General features: G+C 67.0%; 15 protein-coding genes. 9 read left to right on the forward strand and 6 right to left on the reverse strand.

Going from position 1 to position 17,840, the window contains the following annotated elements; translation table 11 throughout:
* Nucleotides 1-168: 168 nt before the first annotated feature.
* Together greA and MJ777_RS00455 are read right to left on the reverse strand one after the other, a co-directional pair.
* Entirely contained in the window at nucleotides 169-651 is a 483-nt protein-coding gene (gene greA / locus MJ777_RS00450) for a transcription elongation factor GreA (RefSeq protein ID WP_239309250.1), read from the reverse strand.
* Nucleotides 652-1,025: 374 nt separating this feature from the next.
* Nucleotides 1,026-1,382 (reverse strand): DUF4307 domain-containing protein, encoded by a 357-nt coding sequence (locus MJ777_RS00455; protein WP_239309252.1) that lies wholly within the window; start codon nucleotides 1,380-1,382, stop codon nucleotides 1,026-1,028.
* A 124-nt stretch (nucleotides 1,383-1,506) separates the two neighbouring features.
* Between MJ777_RS00455 and mca the strand changes: the two genes are divergently transcribed.
* The 4 genes from mca (at nucleotide 1,507) to MJ777_RS00475 (ending at nucleotide 5,206) form a co-directional block, all read left to right on the forward strand.
* Entirely contained in the window at nucleotides 1,507-2,403 is an 897-nt protein-coding gene (gene mca, locus MJ777_RS00460) for a mycothiol conjugate amidase Mca (protein WP_239309254.1), read from the forward strand.
* Nucleotides 2,404-2,617: 214 nt separating this feature from the next.
* Complete coding sequence (locus MJ777_RS00465) at nucleotides 2,618-3,073, forward strand: tellurite resistance TerB family protein (protein ID WP_239309256.1); 456 nt, start codon at nucleotides 2,618-2,620, stop codon at nucleotides 3,071-3,073.
* A 114-nt stretch (nucleotides 3,074-3,187) separates the two neighbouring features.
* A complete protein-coding gene (locus MJ777_RS00470; RefSeq protein WP_239372347.1) occupies nucleotides 3,188-3,433 on the forward strand; it encodes a hypothetical protein in 246 nt (81 codons plus the stop codon).
* Between the two features lie 234 nt (nucleotides 3,434-3,667).
* Nucleotides 3,668-5,206, forward strand: a complete 1,539-nt coding sequence (locus MJ777_RS00475) for a carboxyl transferase domain-containing protein (RefSeq protein WP_239372348.1) — start codon at nucleotides 3,668-3,670, stop codon at nucleotides 5,204-5,206.
* A gap of 110 nt (nucleotides 5,207-5,316) precedes the next feature.
* Here the strand turns inward: MJ777_RS00475 and leuS are convergent, their stop codons facing one another.
* Together leuS and MJ777_RS00485 are read right to left on the reverse strand one after the other, a co-directional pair.
* On the reverse strand, nucleotides 5,317-7,773 hold the full coding sequence (leuS, locus tag MJ777_RS00480) for a leucine--tRNA ligase (protein WP_239372349.1): 2,457 nt from the start codon (nucleotides 7,771-7,773) through the stop codon (nucleotides 5,317-5,319).
* Between the two features lie 35 nt (nucleotides 7,774-7,808).
* A complete protein-coding gene (locus tag MJ777_RS00485; RefSeq protein ID WP_239309264.1) occupies nucleotides 7,809-8,771 on the reverse strand; it encodes a rhomboid-like protein in 963 nt (320 codons plus the stop codon).
* Here MJ777_RS00485 and MJ777_RS00490 point away from each other — a divergent pair.
* The gene (locus tag MJ777_RS00490) at nucleotides 8,770-10,785 is read left to right on the forward strand and encodes a thioredoxin domain-containing protein (protein ID WP_239372350.1); all 2,016 of its coding nucleotides are present in this window, start codon (nucleotides 8,770-8,772) and stop codon (nucleotides 10,783-10,785) included. The two genes, MJ777_RS00485 and MJ777_RS00490, sit on opposite strands and share 2 nt — an antisense overlap.
* A gap of 105 nt (nucleotides 10,786-10,890) precedes the next feature.
* Nucleotides 10,891-11,451 (forward strand): hypothetical protein, encoded by a 561-nt coding sequence (locus MJ777_RS00495; protein WP_239309268.1) that lies wholly within the window; start codon nucleotides 10,891-10,893, stop codon nucleotides 11,449-11,451.
* A 145-nt stretch (nucleotides 11,452-11,596) separates the two neighbouring features.
* Here MJ777_RS00495 and MJ777_RS00500 read toward each other — a convergent pair whose 3' ends face one another.
* Nucleotides 11,597-12,217 carry a hemolysin III family protein gene (locus MJ777_RS00500; protein ID WP_370651465.1) on the reverse strand — a complete coding sequence of 207 codons (621 nt, stop codon included), beginning with the start codon at nucleotides 12,215-12,217 and terminating at the stop codon, nucleotides 11,597-11,599.
* Between the two features lie 415 nt (nucleotides 12,218-12,632).
* Between MJ777_RS00500 and MJ777_RS00505 the strand changes: the two genes are divergently transcribed.
* The 3 genes from MJ777_RS00505 to msrA all read left to right on the forward strand — a co-directional run bounded on the left by MJ777_RS00505 (nucleotide 12,633) and on the right by msrA (nucleotide 17,304).
* Nucleotides 12,633-14,456, forward strand: coding sequence for a phosphoenolpyruvate carboxykinase (GTP) (locus MJ777_RS00505; RefSeq protein ID WP_239309272.1), 1,824 nt, complete (start codon nucleotides 12,633-12,635; stop codon nucleotides 14,454-14,456).
* Between the two features lie 726 nt (nucleotides 14,457-15,182).
* Complete coding sequence (locus MJ777_RS00510; protein WP_239309274.1) at nucleotides 15,183-16,475, forward strand: PhoH family protein; 1,293 nt, start codon at nucleotides 15,183-15,185, stop codon at nucleotides 16,473-16,475.
* Nucleotides 16,476-16,632: 157 nt separating this feature from the next.
* On the forward strand, nucleotides 16,633-17,304 hold the full coding sequence (gene msrA, locus MJ777_RS00515) for a peptide-methionine (S)-S-oxide reductase MsrA (protein WP_239345719.1): 672 nt from the start codon (nucleotides 16,633-16,635) through the stop codon (nucleotides 17,302-17,304).
* Between the two features lie 121 nt (nucleotides 17,305-17,425).
* Here the strand turns inward: msrA and MJ777_RS00520 are convergent, their stop codons facing one another.
* Complete coding sequence (locus MJ777_RS00520; RefSeq protein ID WP_239372351.1) at nucleotides 17,426-17,722, reverse strand: hypothetical protein; 297 nt, start codon at nucleotides 17,720-17,722, stop codon at nucleotides 17,426-17,428.
* Between the last annotated feature and the right edge of the window lie 118 nt (nucleotides 17,723-17,840).

Raw genomic sequence — 17,840 nt, forward strand, 5'->3', positions numbered from 1 at the left:
AAGCCGGCGGTGGGCTGGTCCGGATGGCGGGCGGGGCTGGCTGCGTCCCGGGCCGTGCGATCATGGCGTTGGGCGGCGGGCGAGACACGATGGCAGAGACACCCAGGCCGCCAAGGACACGGTCGCACGGCCGGAAGCCCGGAGCGGACCAGCGGAGATACGTGGAGATCAGCGGTGGTAAGGCGCCACCGAGACGATCGCGACCCGGGCCGGGCGGCCGTTGGGCAAGGTGTAGGTCACGGTGTCACCTGCCTTGTGGCCGGCAACCGCTCCACCGAGCGGTGACTGCGCCGAGTACACCTCAAGTGATGTGCTGTGATCCTCGCGGGATCCGATCAGGAACTTCTCGGTGTCGTCGTCCCCGGGGAAGCGGACCTCGACTACAGTGCCCGGACCTGCCGCGCCGTTGAACTGCGGAGCTTCACCGACTCGCGCGTCACGCAGCAGATCGGTGAGCTGCCGGATGCGCGACTCCATCTTGCCCTGTTCTTCCTTGGCCGCGTGGTAGCCGCCGTTCTCCTTGAGGTCGCCCTCCTCGCGAGCAGCTTCGATCTTGTTGGCGATCTCGACACGACCGGTCCCGGTGAGGTGGTCGAGCTCCCCGCGGAGCCGGTCGTACGCCTCCTGGGTCAGCCACGTCTGCTGCGACACGCGTCACGCTCCTTACGTTGCCTGGGGCCGCCGGCCGCGCGAGCCAGAACCATGATCCCTGCTCTGCCGGTCGCCGGTATCTCGATGGGCCGCACGCATATGACCGGATTATGACGAGTTCGGCTGTATCTCGTTCGGTCCATCGTTGGGTCGGAATTGTCTATTTGATGATAAAAATTGATAGGAAGATGGAGCTTGTCAGAACTGGGGATGGTTGGGTCAGGGTTGGAAGTACAGGCGGGGGCAAACGCCCAGCCTAACAGTTGGCGATCCCAGTCGGGAAACTCCGCGTGGGCAAGCGTCATTGCTTGCCGTACGCGACGAATCAGGGCACGGCTGTGCCCTGATCGCGCGTCAGCATTCCCATGCGGTTGTCAGCCGGCGCGGGTGATCTGACAGTCCTCGACCTCGACCACGTTCGCCTCCTGGGATGTGGTCACTGTGACCTTTACGGTCGTGACCCGCTGGCCGTTTGTAGCCGGACCGACGACGATGTCGGTGCGCCGGCCGACGATCTGGTTATCCCGGGAGCGTGCGCGGACAGTGCATTGTGCCACGGCGTTGGGTGACTTTTCCACATCGAACGTCAGCTGCGCCTGCGTCCCACTGATCCGGAAGGCACGGGTGGCGTAGTCGAGCCGATCCGGCCGGCCCTGGACCCACCCGGCGCCGACCGCCGCGAGCACCACGACGAGGAGCGCCGCCAGCAGAAACCAGGGAGCCACTCTCATGCCACCAAGCCACGGGATATCGAGCCAGCGCAACGGGAAGCGAGGCGCGCGCGGCCCTCCCGGCTGGGGGGCGTGCGGCGGCTCGGTCGGCGAGGTCGCTGGAGGCATCGGGGACAATGGTGGCATGTCTGAGGCGACCAGCGGGGATGGCCTGCGACTCATGGCGGTGCACGCCCACCCCGACGACGAGTCCAGCAAGGGCGCGGCGAGCATGGCCCGTTACGTTCATGAGGGCGTCGAGGTACTCGTGGTGACCTGTACGGGCGGTGAGGCGGGCACCGTGCTGAATCCCGATCTTGACCGACCGGAGGTCCACGCGCGCCTGCCAGAGCTGCGGCGGGCCGAGATGGAGCACGCGCGCCGCATTCTTGGAGTCCAACAGGTCTGGCTGGGCTTCCACGACTCCGGTCTGCCAACGGGCGACCCGCCGCCGCCGCTGCCGGCAGGATGCTTCGCGCTCCTGCCGCTGGCTGACGCGGCCAGGCCGCTGATCAAACTGATACGGGAGTTCCGGCCACAGGTTGTGGTCACCTATGATGAGAATGGCGGTTATCCTCATCCTGATCACATCATGAACCACAAGATCACAGTTGAGGCGTTCGAGGCCGCGGGCGACTCGCGGCGTTATCCGGAGGTCGGCGATGACGCCGGTCTGTCGCCTTGGCAGCCCTTCAAACTTTACTATCACCAGACGTTCCACAAGGCGCGCCTGCTTGCCCTGCACGACGCCATGGTCGCCAGCGGGCGCGAATCGCCTTATGCCGACAGCCTGCTGAAGTGGGCAGACCGTGCGGGTGACTCCGGTCGGATCACCACCAGGGTGCCGTGCGGGGACTTCTTCGAGACCCGCGACCGCGCGCTGCTGGCCCACGCGACCCAGGTGGACCCGAACGGGCCGTGGTTCCGTATCCCGCTCGAGATCCAGCGCGAGGTATGGCCGACCGAGGATTACCAGCTCGCCCGATCGTTGATCGAAGTGGGCACGTTGCCCGAGAGCGACCTGTTCAACGGGATCCGCTGACCAGCCTGACCAGCCTGACCGCATCGGGCGGCGGTGCCGGCTAACGCTCGGGCCGCCGTTGTAACCGTTCCGAGACGTCCCGAGACGGCCCGGGGACCGGGGCACGGCCGCGGGCCATCGGTCGTTGCTGGTGACAGGATGTTCTCTCATTGCGGCATCCAGATCCGCACATACGAACGCACGGCTCATATGGCAAAGATGAGAGGATCATGTCATGGCGATCTGGGATCGTCTGCGCACTACTACCACGTCCATGCAGCAGCAGCTGAACGCCAAGAAGAACGATCTCAAAAGCGGTGCCTTCAGGGATGCGAGCATGGCCATGTGCGCGCTGGTCGCCGCCGCCGACGGCAGTATCGACCCGGACGAGCGCCGTAAGGTCGCCGCGCTCATCGGGTCGAACGAGGTGCTGCAGAACTTCCCGGCGGAGCAGCTGCAGCAGAAGTTCAACGACTACTGCGTCAGGCTGCAGACCGACTTCGACTTCGGCAAGGTCAGCGTGATCCAGGACATCGGCAAGACCAAGAAGAAGCCGGCCGAGGCACGAGCGGTGATCCAGATAGGCATCGTCATCGGAGGCGCTGACGGTCACTTCGACAAGTCCGAGCAACAGGTTGTCCGGGAGGCCTGCTACGCGGTGGGACTGGATCCCAATGAGTTCGACCTCTGACCGCCAGGCACCGGGCGTCTCCTCGATCGTGCCAGGCATCCGGCCGGAGCCCGGCGATACAGGCCGAGCCGGCACCTGACCACGTTGTCCGGCTGGCCGGCGTAGGGTCGAGGGGTGACAGAGGCGGGACGGGCCCTTGCCCTCGGGGTCAGCGCTGGCGCGGGCGGCTTTCTCGTGGTCCTGCTGTTGGGCCTGGCGGCTGTCGGTCTCTTCGTGATGATGTCGCGTAGCCTTGTACGGCTGCGTGGCAACGTCGCCGACGGACGCTTCGGTGAGCGCGGGACGCATCAGGACAGGCCTTCCGGCGTTCATGGCTCCGGCAGCGATATTCCAACTCAGAACTCGGCCGAGCCCGACTAGGGCGTGTTTCGCAAGCGCCGTCTGTCCGGCTCGCCGCGACCAGGCGGTCGCTGGCCGTGTTCTCAGCCACACCGGTACCACGCATCCGGTATCGGTGTGGCCCGCGGCCTTGCCGGGAACCACCTGGACGCGGCTCCCTGATCGGACGACGGCTTCCGAAACACGCCGCGGCTCGTCGCTGGCTGGGCGGCGCGGTCCGGTAGGGCTGACACCTGATGGGGGACAGCGCGCACAGTGAAGCACCCAAATCTTGCGGAACTGCTCGACCTGTTACTGGATGCGGGCAGCTGGAGCTGTTGGGACACCGCCCCAGCGCGGCCTGCCATCGGCGCCGCCTACCGGCGGGACCTGTCGCGGGCCGCGGAACGAAGTGGCGCGGACGAGTCGATCCGCACCGGCGCGGGCCGGGTGGCTGGCCACCGGGTCGCCATCGTGGCCAGCGAGTACGGCTTTCTCGGCGGCAGCGTGGGCGTTGTCGCGGCAGAGCGGGCCACCGCCGCGATCGAACGGGCCACCGCCGAGGAACGGATACTGCTCGCGCTGCCCGCGAGCGGCGGCACCCGGATGCAGGAGGGCACACCCGCCTTTCTACGGATGCTGACGATCAGCGGTGCTATCGCCGAGCACCGGGCGGCCAGCCTGCCGTACCTGGTCTACCTGCGCCACCCCACCACCGGAGGAGTGCTCGCGTCCTGGGCGTCGCTCGGGCATGTCACCTTTGCCGAGCCCGGCGCGTTGGTCGGCTTCCTTGGCCCCCGGGTGGTTGAGGCGCTCACTGGCACGACGTTCGCGGCTGGGACGCAGAGCCCGCGGGAACTGCGCCGGGCCGGTGCGCTCGACGCTCTCGTCGCTCCTGCTGATCTGCGGGAAGCTGTACGGCGGGTGCTGACCGTTGTGACGGCCGACCGTGGCCTCGCGACAGTGCGCGGCGGCGTAGGGAAACCGCCGGCCCGCGTCGCCGCGGCTGCCGCGAGGGATCCGTGGGCGTCGGTGCTCGCGACCCGGGCGCCCGATCGCCCCGGGCTGCGCGAGTTCCTGGCTGCCTCGACAAGCGACCTCACCTCTCTTGGCGCGTCCGAGCTGGGCCACGGACCTGACGTGCCCGGCACACCGATTGTCACGGCGCTCGCCCTGCTGCGCGGGGCCCCCTGTGTCGTCATCGGCCAGGACCGGACGGCCCAGCGTCATCGGCCCATCGGGGTGCGTGATCTACATGCGGCACGACAGGCGGTGCAACGCGCCGCGGATCTACGTTTGCCCGTGGTCACCGTCATCGACACGCCCGGGGCGGAGCTTTCGCCGGAGGCGGAACGTGATGGGCTCGCCACGACAATCGCGCATTGCCTCGCGGCGCTGATGAGCGCACCGGTGCCGACGGTGAGTGTGCTACTCGGCCAGGGGACGGGTGGTGCCGCGCTGGCGCTGCTGCCGACGGACGTTGCGGTCGCGGCCGAGGACGCCTGGTTGGCTCCGTTGCCGCCGGAGGGCGCGTCCGTGATTATGCACCGTACCGTCGACCGCGCCGCCGGCCTGGCCCGCGAAATGTTCATTACCGCTGATGACCTGCGCCGGCTCGGCATCGTCGACCTGATTCTTCCCGGTCCGGATGCCCCTGGTGGTGCCGACCTGGGAACCCGGATCTCCGTCGACGTCCGCGGCCGGATGACCGATATTGCCGATGGCGCCGTCGAGCTCCTGCGGACCGTCGGGGGACAGCACCCGGCAACGAGACTGGCGGCCAGGCGCGAACGCTATCGCCGCCTGCCGCCGTGAGGCCGCACACTGCCTCGCCGTGCGGCCGCACGCCCGGGCCCGCGCGGCAGGACATCTTCAGCGTGGCTGTCTGCCGCCGGGCCGACCGGGCCGGGGATCAGGTGGCCCGCTCAGCGAACAACAAAATTGATGAGTTTGTCCCTGACGACGACTGTTTTGAGGAGCGTGCTGTCGGAAAGGGCGTGCAGCACGGCCTGGGAAGCCCTCGCGGCGGATTCGACTACCGCGTCATCCGCGCCGGCCGGCACTTCAACGCGATCTCGCACCTTGCCGTTGACCTGGCACACGATCAGCTTTGTCTCAGAGGCCAGCAGGGTCATATCCGCAAGCGGCCAGGAATCCTCCCACACACGCCGTCCAGTGAGCAGTTCGTAGACCTCGGAGGAGATGTGCGGGGCAAAGGGAAAGAGGAGCGATGCCCCCGTGGCGACCGCGTGCCGGAGAGCCGCCGGACTCGCTCCGTCCCGTTGTGCCCGGCTCACTGAGTTCGACAGCTCCATGACGGCCGCTATGGAAATGTTGAAGGCGAACTTCTGGGTCATGCTCTCGGTTACGCGGACGATTGTCTCCGCGACCTTCCGGTTCAGCCCGGTGTCGATCTGGTGGGTGTCGCCCGCGGCCGGCGCCTGAGTTGTCTCCGCAAGCTCCCGGCCGAGGCGCAGCAGCCGGCGCAGGAAGCGGTAGACGCCCTCGATTCCCTCGTCGGACCAGTCGGCGCCTGTATCGGGCGGCCCCATGAAGAGCACGTAGCATCGGGCGGTATCCGCACCGTAATGCTTCACGATCCGCACGGGTGAGACGACGTTTCCGCGGGATTTGGACATCTTGGCGCCGTCTTTTGTGATCATTCCCTGGGTAAAGAGCTTCGCAAACGGTTCCGCAACGGGGACTTTGCCGAGGTCGTACAGGACCTTGGTGAGGAAGCGCGCGTACAGCAGGTGCAGGATCGCGTGTTCGATACCGCCGATGTACTGGTCGACTGGCATCCACTCGGCGAGCGCGTTGAAATCCCAGGCCTGCTCGGTGTTGGTTGGATCACAGTAACGGAGAAAATACCAGGACGAGTCGACAAAAGTGTCCATTGTGTCGGTCTCGCGGCGGGCGTGTCCACCGCAGGCCGGGCACGTCACGTTGACCCAGTCGTCCGCGGAGGCAAGCGGGGAACGTCCCTTGGGCGCGTAGTCCTCGATATCGGGCAGGCGGACCGGTAGCTGTTCGTCGGGCACCGGGACCAGTCCGCATGACTGGCAGTGGACGATTGGTATCGGGCAGCCCCAGTATCGCTGCCGTGATACGAGCCAGTCACGAAGCTTGTAACTCACCGTTTGGCATCCGGCACCTTCGGCCGCGAGCCACGAGGTTATGGCCGCGCCCGCCGCGGCGCTGGTCAGGCCGTCGAACTCGCCTGAGGAGCGGAGCGTGCCCGCCCCGGTGTAAGGAAGCTGCCCGGCGGCGGGGCCGTCCGGGTCGTCGGGGGTTATCACCTGGGTGATGGGGAGCCCGAACGCACGCGCGAACGCGTAGTCGCGTTCGTCGTGGGCCGGCACGGCCATGACAGCGCCGGTCCCGTACTCCATGAGGACGTAGTCGGCGGCGTAGACGGGGATATGTTCGTTGTTCGCCGGATTGATCACATGGCGGCCGAGGAAAACGCCGGTCTTCGGCTTGTCGGCTGCCCCCCGCGTGTCGTTTGTGCTACGCAGCGCCTGGTTGACGTATTCGCGGACGGATTCTTCCTGTGGGGTGCCGGCGGCGAGCCGAAGGACGTCTGGATGTTCCGGTGCCAGCACGAAGAAAGTAGCACCGAACAGGGTGTCCGGACGAGTCGTGAAGACGTGGTACTGTTCGCCCGTCTCCACACAGGAGAATATCACCTCGGCGCCCTCGGACCGGCCGATCCAGTTCCGCTGCATTGTCTTCACGTGTTCCGGCCACTCGATCTCGTGCAGGCCGGCGAGCAGCCGGTCCGCGTAATCAGTGATCCTGAAGAACCACTGCTCGAGCTGGCGTGCTTCAACCTCGGTGCCGCATCGCTCACAGCGCCCGCCGACGACCTGTTCGTTGGCAAGGACGGTGGCGTCCTTGGGACACCATTTGACGGCGGCGTTCTTGCGGTATGCGAGGCCCTTCTCGAACAGCCGCAGAAATATCCACTGCGTCCACCGGTAGTACGATGGCTGGTGTGTGGCGAGCTCGCGCGACCAGTCGATGGAGATTCCCCATTCACGGAACTGCCGCGCAAATGACGCTATTGACTCGTCGGTGGATTCTTTGGGATGCTTTCCCGTGCGAATCGCGTGGTTCTCGGCCGGCAGCCCGAAGGCGTCGTATCCCATGGGATGAAGCACGCGCCGGCCATTGCGGCGCATGAAGTGCGCGACCGCGTCACCCACGGCGTAGTTCTTGAGGTGCCCAATATGCGGCTCGCCACTCGTGTAGGGAAGCATCTCAAGTACGTAGGCGGCCCCGCCGGACTCCGTGAGGTTGTTGGACACCTGCCAGGTGCGCTCACGGTGCCATATATCTTGCCACTTCTTGTCGATCTCACGAAAATCCGGGGCGTCCATCTATCTACCTTATCCATCATTCAGCAGGCGGAGCTTCATCCTATGCCCTCGGTGGGTGGCGCGACTCGACGCCATCGTGCGGCAGGCGGAGCCGTGGCCGGCCGGCCCTGGGCCGGGACGATTCCGTTCGAGGCACCTGGCCGGCGCAGGGGATGCCGCCGCCGCAGGTACTGGGAGCAGAGCAGGCCGAGCGCGGCCGAGAGGAGATGACCGGCGGCGGTGAAGTCGGGCTCGCGCGCCATGTCGAGAGCGAGCCCGGCGGTCAGAGCACCAGCCAGCGGCCAGCGCCGGCCCGGCGGCAGGGCTGCGGTGAGCACCGCACCACAGGCGATCAGACCGTAGCTCGCGCCGACGTCGACGGCATCGGTGACCGAGTCGTCGACGAGCCGCATGGCCCGGCCGGCCACGAGGCCACCGGCGACGAGCAGGCTCGCTCCGATGTGGCCGGTCGCGAATACTCCGAGTGCCGGCCTTGAGCCGATCATCCGTTCCAGCGGCGCGACAACCGCGGCCACCGCGGCGGCTGACGGGAAGAAGCTGACGCCGTCAAGCCAGCAGGCGCTGGCCAGCAGGACGTAGAGCGGGCGGGTCCGCAGCCCGGTCAGGTTGGTGGAGTGAGCGACCAGGATGCGGTGATAGAGCTCGAAATCGAGGGTGTGGGCGACCGCGAGGGCCGCTGAGGTGGCCGCCAGGACAACAATGTAGATCATTGCCAGTGGCGCGGTATGCCACGCCTGGCGTAGCAGGTCCCAGCCGGCGCGCGGGACCGGCCATGGGAACGAGGGCGGCCATGCGAACGACGGCGGCCATGGCGGCAGACCGGGATCCCTCTCCCGCCGTGACGTTTGCGACGGTTCCGCCCGGGCCCAGGGCCAGCAGGACGACCGGAAGGGCAGGCCGGGGACGTCGCGCAACAGAATCCGGTGGGCATACACCACATGGAGTTCAATGTCCGGGAGGCGGCCACGCTTCCCCGGCAACGGGAATGCTGGGCACATGCCGAACCACCTTGTTGATCAGACCTCACCCTACCTGCTCCAGCACGCCGACAACCCGGTCGACTGGTGGCCATGGGGCGCCGACGCATTCACCGAGGCCACCGATCGTGGCGTCCCGGTGCTGTTGTCCGTGGGCTATGCGTCGTGCCATTGGTGCCACGTGATGGCCCACGAGTCGTTCGAGGACGCGACAACCGCGGCATTCATGAACGAGCACTTCGTCAACATCAAAGTTGACCGCGAGGAACGGCCTGACGTCGACGCTGTCTACATGGACGTCACCGTCGCCCTCACCGGCCACGGTGGCTGGCCGATGACGGTCTTCCTCACACCGGCAGGTGAGCCGTTCTACGCTGGTACCTACTTCCCGCCGGCGCCGCGGGCGGGGATGGGGTCGTTCCGGCAGGTGCTCGAGGCGGTGACGAGCGCATGGCGGACGCGCCGGGACGAGGTGACCGCCTCCGGCGCGGGCATCGCGCGTCAGGTCGCCGCGGCAGCCGATGCCGCGGGCGGGCCGCCGGCCCCGTTCACCGCGCGGCTGCTCGATGCCGCGGTCGAGCAGGCAGGGCGGGCCTTCGACCCGGTGAACGGTGGTTTCGGAACGGCACCGAAGTTCCCGCCGTCCGCGCTGCTGGAGATGTTGCTGCGGCACTGGGCCCGCACCGGGGACGCCGCGAGCCTGCGTATGATCACGGCCACCTGCGAGGGAATGGCTCGTGGTGGGATTTACGACCAGCTTGCCGGCGGCTTCGCCCGTTACAGCGTGGATGCCACCTGGACCGTCCCCCACTTCGAGAAGATGCTCTACGACAACGCCCAGCTGCTGCGGGTTTACCTGCACCTGTGGCGGGCGACCGGATCCGCGCTGGCCGAGCGGGTCACCCGTGAGACCGCGGCCTTCCTGCTGGGCGAGCTGCGGACCCCCGAAGGCGGGTTCGCCTCCGCGCTGGACGCGGACACGACCGTGGCCACCGCGCCTGGTGCTGGCGGGCATGCCGCTGAGGGTGCCACCTACGTCTGGACGCCGGCCGAGCTTGTCGACGTCCTCGGCCCGGACGACGGGGCCTGGGCCGCGGGTGTCTTCGGTGTCACCGCCGCGGGAACCTTCGAGCATGGCGCATCCGTGCTGGCACTCGCCGCGGACGCCGATGATCCTGCCAGGTTCACCCGGGTGCGGGCCCGGCTCGCGGCGGCGCGGGCGCGCCGGCCCCAGCCCGCTCGGGATGACAAGGTCGTCGCGGCGTGGAACGGCCTCGCGATCGCCGCGCTGGCCGAGGCCGGCGTGCTGCTGGCGGAGCCGGGCTGGGTGACCGCGGCCGTCGAGGCGGCAACGCTGCTCCTCGACGTCCACTGGGTGGCGGGCCGGTTGCGCCGGACAAGTCGGCACGGCCGGGCCGGCACCAACGCCGGGGTGCTGGAGGACTACGGGGATGTTGCCGAGGGCCTGCTCGTCCTGCACCAGGTCACCGGTGATGACCGGTGGTTGGCGGCGGCCGGTGACCTGCTTGGTGTCGCATGCGCGCACTTTGTCGCGGCTGACGGTGGATTCCACGACACCGCGGACGACGCCGAGCGGCTGTTGCGCCGGCCGCGGGACTCCGCGGACTCGCCGGCACCGTCCGGCCAGGCGGCGATCACGGGCGCACTGCTGACCTACGCGGCGCTGACGGCTTCCCGCGACCATCGTGAAGCGGCTGAGCGGGCACTTGCGGCTCTGGTGCCGATGTTCGGCAGGAACGCGTCCTTCGCCGGATGGGCGGGTGCGGTTGGTGCGGCGTTTCTCGCCGGACCGGCTGAGGTGGCGGTTGTCGACCGGCCGGACCTGGAAGGACTCGCCCGGCTCACCACCGCGCCGGGCGCGGTCGTGGTGACCTCCGGGCCGTTGGCACACGGTCGGGCCGCCGGGGTCCATGTGTGCCGAGGCTTCGTGTGTGAGCGGCCCGCGACCACGGCCGAGGCAGTGCGTGAGCAGCTGGGGGTCAAGGTCCTTCCAGTGTCTTCGAGGAATGTCTGATGCCTGCTTCCAGTTGCTCGTGTATCACTTGTAAGTATGTAATCAACCAGGAGGTGCGTGATGCACGGGAGCCAACATCGAGAACAGATGGCGAGGAGGCACGGCATGGCGGGATCGCGCGGGCGCGGCCACGGTCGCTGGGGCGAGCGTGAGCAGGCGCCACCCGCGGACGACGCGCAGGCATGGTTCACCGGGCGACTGCCCGACGAGTGGTTCAACCGCCCGGTCACGGTGACCGTGGATCGGGATGAGATCATTGTTGTGGGCACGGTGCCCGCTCCCGACGTCGAGTCTGACGACCAGGCCGCGGTGGCCGCCGCGGAGTCGGGCCGGATCCGGCGTTTCCGCGAGGCGACCCGGGACGCCCGGATCGCGATCGCGCGGGAGGCGGAGCAGCGTTATCTGCGCAAGGTTGCGTGGGGGGTGACAGCGGGTGGCACAACCGAGTTGTTCACGACACTGTCCGTTCCGGTAATGACCCGGCTTCGGCAACCGGAACGCCATGTTCTTGACACGTTGGTCGACTCGGGGGTTGCGCGCAGCCGCAGCGACGCGCTCGCGTGGTGCGTCCGTCTCGTCGGTGAAAACGCCCAGCCATGGCTCACCCGTCTGCGGGAGGCTATGGAGAAGGTCGAGCAGGTTCGCGCCGAGGGTCCTGAACTGTGAGAATCCGGCTGGCGCCCAGCGCCGGTCGCTCTTAGTGGTCGCCGCCGGGGGAGCGTCGTCCGTTGGCGTGCGGGTGTTTTCCCCGGTCATGGAGTTTGTCTTTCCGGTGACCGGCGCCGGCCGGGCGCCGGTCACCGGCATCAGGTCATGTCGCGTAAATAGCGAAGATGACGGCAATGTAGTGGCACGCCGCCGCGACGATTGTGAAGGCGTGGAAAACCTCGTGGTAGCCGAACGTCCCCGGGGCCGGGTTTGGGCGTTGGGCCGCGTAGACGAACGCCCCGATGCTGTAGAGGACGCCGCCGACAATGATCAGGACCAGCGCTGTCACGCCCGCGGTGTGCAGCAGCTGAGGTATGACGAAGACCGCCACCCAGCCCAGGGCGATGTACAGCGGCACCATCAGGAAACGGGGTGAGTGCAGCCAGAGCATCCGCAGCCCGATCCCGACCGCCGCGCCGCTCCAGACGATCGTGAGTATGGTCCGCGCGGTCTTCGGTGGCAACGACAGCAAGGTCAGCGGTGTATACGTCCCGGCGATGAAAATAAAGATCATTGAATGATCGAGCCGCTTCATCAGTGAGCGGGCGCGTGACGTTGCCCACATTTTTCGATGGTAAAGCGCGCTGGTGCCGAACAGAAGGGCGATGCTCAGCGCATAAATACCGACGGCCAGGCGCGCGCGGAACGTGCCGGCCAAGGCCACCGCGATTACACCGAGTGCCACGCTGACCGGGAACGCGCCAGCGTGCAGCCAGCCGCGCATCCGTGGTCGTACCAGGTCATGGGGATGCTTGCCGAAGTCATGTCCGGGTACCGTTGTGGTCACGTGGTGACCGTATCTTGCGTCAGCTCTCCTTACTACCCGCCGCGCTACCCGCCGTGAATGTTGCCGTCCGCATTCGGTTTCGCAGCGTGACGGATCTGCCCCGCCGCGAGGCGCGTCGACCGCGCGACTGTCAGAAGCTCCCACGGTAGAGTCAAAAGATCCTGTACCCGGCCTCGAATCGCCCAAGCCGTGGTGGACTCGCTATGTAGTGCACAGTGGGGTGTCGGCACGTTGTTGCGGGTTCACTACGCATGCGTTCCGCGATCCCGGGCACGAGTGGGCCTGCCATGGCAGGGACCTATGGCGACACGGCGAGGCCGTGGTGGGCTCAACTCAAGCGGAGGTGGGAGCTGTGACGACCGCGGCGCAGATTCCGGGGCTGGACGCTGCCCCGACTAGGCATGCCGGGCTGATTGCCTGGGTACGCGAGATCGCCGAACTCGCCCGACCGGAACGCATCCAGTGGTGTGACGGTTCTGACGCGGAGTACGCGGAACTTGCGCGATTGCTGGTCGACAAGGGCACTTTTGTGCCATTGGACGAGGAGAAGCGTCCAGGTAGTTTTTTCGCGGCTTCTGATCCCACCGACGTTGCCCGGGTTGAGGACCGTACCTACATCTGCTCGCGCGATCCCGCGGACGCCGGACCGACCAACAACTGGATCGACCCGGATGAGATGCGGGCAAAGCTGCGTGGTCTTTTTGCGGGCAGTATGCGCGGGCGCACGATGTATGTCGTGCCCTTTTGCATGGGCCCGCTGGGCTCACGAATTTCCGCTCTTGGTGTTGAAATCACCGACTCGCCGTATGTTGTCGCGTCAATGCGGATGATGACACGAATGGGCGCTCCCGCTCTCGAGCAGCTGGGTACGGACGGGTTCTTTGTCCCGTGTGTGCACTCGTTGGGCGCGCCCCTTGAGCCGGGCCAGGCCGATGTCCCGTGGCCGTGCAACCCGACGAAGTACATCACGCACTTTCCGGAGACCCGGGAGATCTGGTCGTTTGGATCCGGCTATGGTGGGAATGCCCTGCTGGGCAAGAAGTGCTATGCGTTGCGGATCGCCTCGGTAATGGCCCGCGACGAGGGCTGGCTGGCCGAGCACATGCTTATTCTCAAGTTGACGTCGCCGACAAACCAGGTGCACTTCATCGCGGCGGCCTTCCCGTCGGCCTGCGGCAAGACCAATCTCGCAATGATCATTCCGACGTTGCCGGGCTGGCAGGCCGAGACTGTCGGTGACGACATCGCCTGGATGCGTTTTGGGGATGACGGCCGGCTGTACGCGGTGAACCCGGAGGCCGGCTTCTTCGGCGTGGCACCGGGTACGGGTATCGAGACCAACCCGAACGCCATCGAGACCCTGTGGGGGAACACGGTCTTCACCAACGTCGCCCGCACTGACGACGGGGACGTCTGGTGGGAGGGGCTGACCAGGGACAAGCCCGCGCACCTCATCGACTGGAAGGGGCGTGACTGGACGCCGGAGGCCACCGAGCCGGCCGCCCACCCCAACGCCCGCTTCACGGTGCCCGCGAGCCAGTGCCCGACGATCGCGGCGGAGTGGCAGGACCCGAAGGGCGTCCCCATCTCGGCCATCCTGTTCGGAGGGCGTCGAGCGACCGCGGTTCCGCTGGTGACCGAGGCGCCGACCTGGCAGCGCGGGGTGTTCTTCGGCTCGATCGTCGCGTCCGAGACGACCGCGGCCCAGGCCGGAGAGATCGGCAAGCTGCGGCGCGACCCGTTCGCGATGCTGCCGTTCTGTGGCTACAACATGGCGGACTACTTCGCGCACTGGCTGGCGATAGGTCGCAAGGCCGATCCGGAGAAACTGCCGCGGATCTACTATGTCAACTGGTTCCGCAAGAACGCGCAGGGCCGGTTCATGTGGCCGGGCTACGGCGAGAACAGCCGGGTCCTGGCCTGGGTTGTCGGCCGGCTCGAAGGCCAGGCCGATGGGGTGGAGAGCCCGCTGGGCATCCAGCCCACCGCCGAGGCACTGCCCACGGAAGGCCTCGACGTCGCGCCTGAGGAGCTCGCCGAGCTGCTCACCCTTGACACCGAGGTCTGGAAGCGGGAAGCGGAGCTGATTCCAGAACACTACCGGACCTTCGGGGACGGGCTTCCCGCCGAGTTGTGGGCCGAACAGGAGGCCTTGGTCGCCCGCCTGAAGGACTGACGACCACTCGCCGTCCGGCCGAAGAGTGCGTGATCATGAGTTTTCGCGCACTCGGCGGCCATTACGGTCGTGTCCGGCTGAAGAGTGCGTGATTATGGTTTTTCGCGCACTCGGATGCTGTTGGGCTCGTATGGCTCTGGACGGGATGTCGTAGTGGTCATTACCATGCTGTGTCTGCCGGCGTTTTCATGACGGTTTTTCACGATTACGGTGGACTTCTGTGCTCAGCATGCGGGGCACGGTGCTGCCGGCCGGATCGGCGTCCGCTATGCGCCATGAGCACGGCTTCGGCCGTTGTCGTTCTGGCCGGGCCCTGTCTTGCCCGCCACTCGCCGGCCGGTCCGGTGGTGACGTTCATATGAACGGCGGACTACATCGTTGTCCAAGGCTGCTCGATCCGGATTAGGCGATCAACCTGTTGTGTCTGGAACACAGGCGGTTTCGCCCGGCATCACTATATGGTCGGTGACCGTCGCCGAGTGTGTTGTGCAAAAATGGTCGCCTTTTCGAGGCGAGGGAGCTAGCGTGTGACCCTGGGTTCCGCTGGCGGACGTTACCGAAGGACGATCCGTCGGGTGGATCCAGCTGGCTCAAGTTGTGGTCCGGCACTGGGCTGGACCACTCGGGAGGCCCCTCGGTGCCGCATTCGCGACAACGCCAGGAGGCCGGTACCCGGCCCCCTGTGGGGCTTGGTCCCGGACTTCCTCCGAGTAAGCGGGTGGGCGTGTGCCACGAACGCATGTCGTCGACACAAGCGTGCTCTTGTCTGATCCTGGTGCGCTGCTGCGGTTCGCGGAGCACAATGTTGTGCTTCCGCTGGTTGTCGTAGGGGAGCTGGAAGGTAAGCGGAACCATCCCGAACTGGGTTGGTTCGCCCGTGAAGCCCTTCGTTTGCTTGACGACCTACGAATCCGCCATGGTCGGCTGGATCAGGCGTTGCCGTTGGATGACGGTGGAACTCTGCGGGTTGAGCTAAACCACAGTGACCCGGCTGTGCTCCCGCCGGGGTTTCGGGTGGATGACAATGACTCGCGCATTCTGGCGGTAGCGCTCAATCTTGCTCGGGAGGGCGACGAGGTAGTTCTTGTCACAAAAGATCTGCCGCTGCGGGTAAAGGCGTCCGCGGTGGGGCTCGCGGCCGAGGAGTACCGGGCGCAGAGCCCGGTGGACTCGGGCTGGAGCGGCATGGCCGAGCTCGCCGTCTCCCAGGATGACCTGGATCGGCTCTACGCCCGGGAGACTGTCGAGATAGCCGAGGCGGCCGGGCTGCCCTGCCACACCGGTTTGGTGCTCACCGCCGCCGGCGGCAGCGCCTCGGCGCTCGGACGCGTGACGGCGGACAAGAAGGTGTGCCTCGTCCGGGGTGACCGGGAGGCCTTCGGCCTGCACGGACGTTCCGCGGAACAACGTGTCGCGTTGGACCTGCTGCTCGATCCCGACGTTGGGATCATCTCTCTCGGTGGGCGGGCCGGCACCGGGAAGTCCGCGTTGGCGCTGTGCGCGGGCCTGGAGGCGGTGATGGAACGACGGCTGCACCGCCGGGTTGTGGTGTTCCGTCCGTTGTACGCCGTTGGTGGTCAGGACCTCGGCTATCTGCCAGGCAGCGAGAACGAGAAGATGGCGCCCTGGGCGCAGGCCGTTTTCGACACGCTCGGTGCGCTGGTCTCCCAGGAGGTCATCGAGGAGATCGCTGACCGTGGGATGCTTGAGGTGCTGCCGCTCACCCACATCCGTGGCCGGTCCTTGCACGATGCGTTCGTCATCGTGGATGAAGCGCAGTCGCTCGAGCGCGGGGTGCTGCTGACCGTACTGTCGCGACTGGGCCAAGGATCGCGCGTGGTACTTACACATGATGTTGCACAGCGTGACAACCTGCGGGTTGGTCGGCATGACGGAGTCGCCTCCGTGATTGAGACTCTCAAGGGACATCCGCTGTTCGCGCATGTCACCCTCACCCGTTCGGAGCGATCGCCGATCGCCGCACTGGTCACGACCATGTTGGAGGACCTTGTTCTGTAGCGCGGTCCGGTAGCTCACCAACGGCGGCATGGGTGCCCGACCGGCAGCGCGGCCGGTCGGGCACCCATGGCCGCGGCGGTTGTCGACCGGGCGCCCGGGAACGTATCGGGGACGGCCGCGGTTGACACCGTCGACACGTTCCTGGAGGTGTTCGCGCATGCTCTTCGCTCGTCACAAGCCGGCTCTGCCAACGGCGGAGCAGACGCTGCCCGGCCGCTCGGAGGCGGCCTTCGCGGTACCGGACCGACACGCGGTCCTCGGTACCCCGTTGCGGGGCCCTTTCCCCGCGGGTTTCCAGATCGCGGTGTTCGGGCTCGGCTGCTTCTGGGGCGCGGAGCGGAAGTTCTGGCAGACGCCCGGGGTGTATTCCACCGCGGTCGGGTACGCGGGCGGGATCACCCCGAACCCGACCTACGAGGAGACCTGCTCCGGCCTCACTGGTCATACCGAGGCCGTTCAGGTCGTGTTCGATCCGGCCGCGGTGAGCTACGAGGACCTGTTGAAGGTTTTCTGGGAGGCACATGACCCGACCCAGGGCATGCGTCAGGGCAACGACGTCGGCACCCAGTATCGCTCGGCGATTTACACCCGCTCCGACGAGCAGCGCGCCGCGGCGGAGCGCAGCCGGGACGCTTTCCAGGCCGTCCTGACCAGGAGCGGTTTCGGTCCGATCACTACCGAGATTGCCCCGGCCGGCCCGTTCTACTTCGCCGAGGATTACCACCAGCAGTACCTGTCGGACAGCAAGAACCCGAACGGCTATTGTGGCCTTGGCGGCACGGGGCAGACTTGTCCGGTCGGTGTGGCCTCGCCTGACGACGTCAGCTGAGTCGCCACCGCTGTCGTCGAACGCGTTCACACGCAGACGCGCTCCGCTGACATCGCGATCGGTGCTGGGGCCGTGCTGGTCAATGCCTGACGCGGGCATGGCACGACCGTGCCCGGCCGCGTTACCGCTCGAAGATGTCGTGGGTGCCGATGCGGAGCCACTCGACATGAGGCCCCGGCTTACCCGGGATCGGGTCGCCGTACTGCCAGAGCGCCCGGCCGTTGTACGCCCACGTCATCTCGTAGACGCCCGGCTCACCTTTGAAGCCCTTCACGCGGAGCTTCGGATGAAACGAGCCCGACAGCAGTCCCTCGCAGAACAACCGACGCGCCCGGGTAAACGCGGCCCGCTCCGCTGGGCTGAGGCGCGCGTACTCCGCCAGGAACCGTGCGACGGGATCGAAGGTGGGCACGGCCACGACAGTAGGACGGGGAGGGTGAGCAGCCCGCCGAGAGGTTCAGCTCGCCTGCGGATAGGAGTCCGCGGACAGCGACGCAAGCAGCGCGTCGAACTCGTCCTCGCCGTAGCAGCGAATG

The sequence above is a fragment of the Protofrankia sp. Cj5 genome (assembly GCF_917627405.1).
In the GTDB taxonomy this organism is placed as follows: Bacteria; Actinomycetota; Actinomycetes; order Frankiales; family Frankiaceae; genus Protofrankia.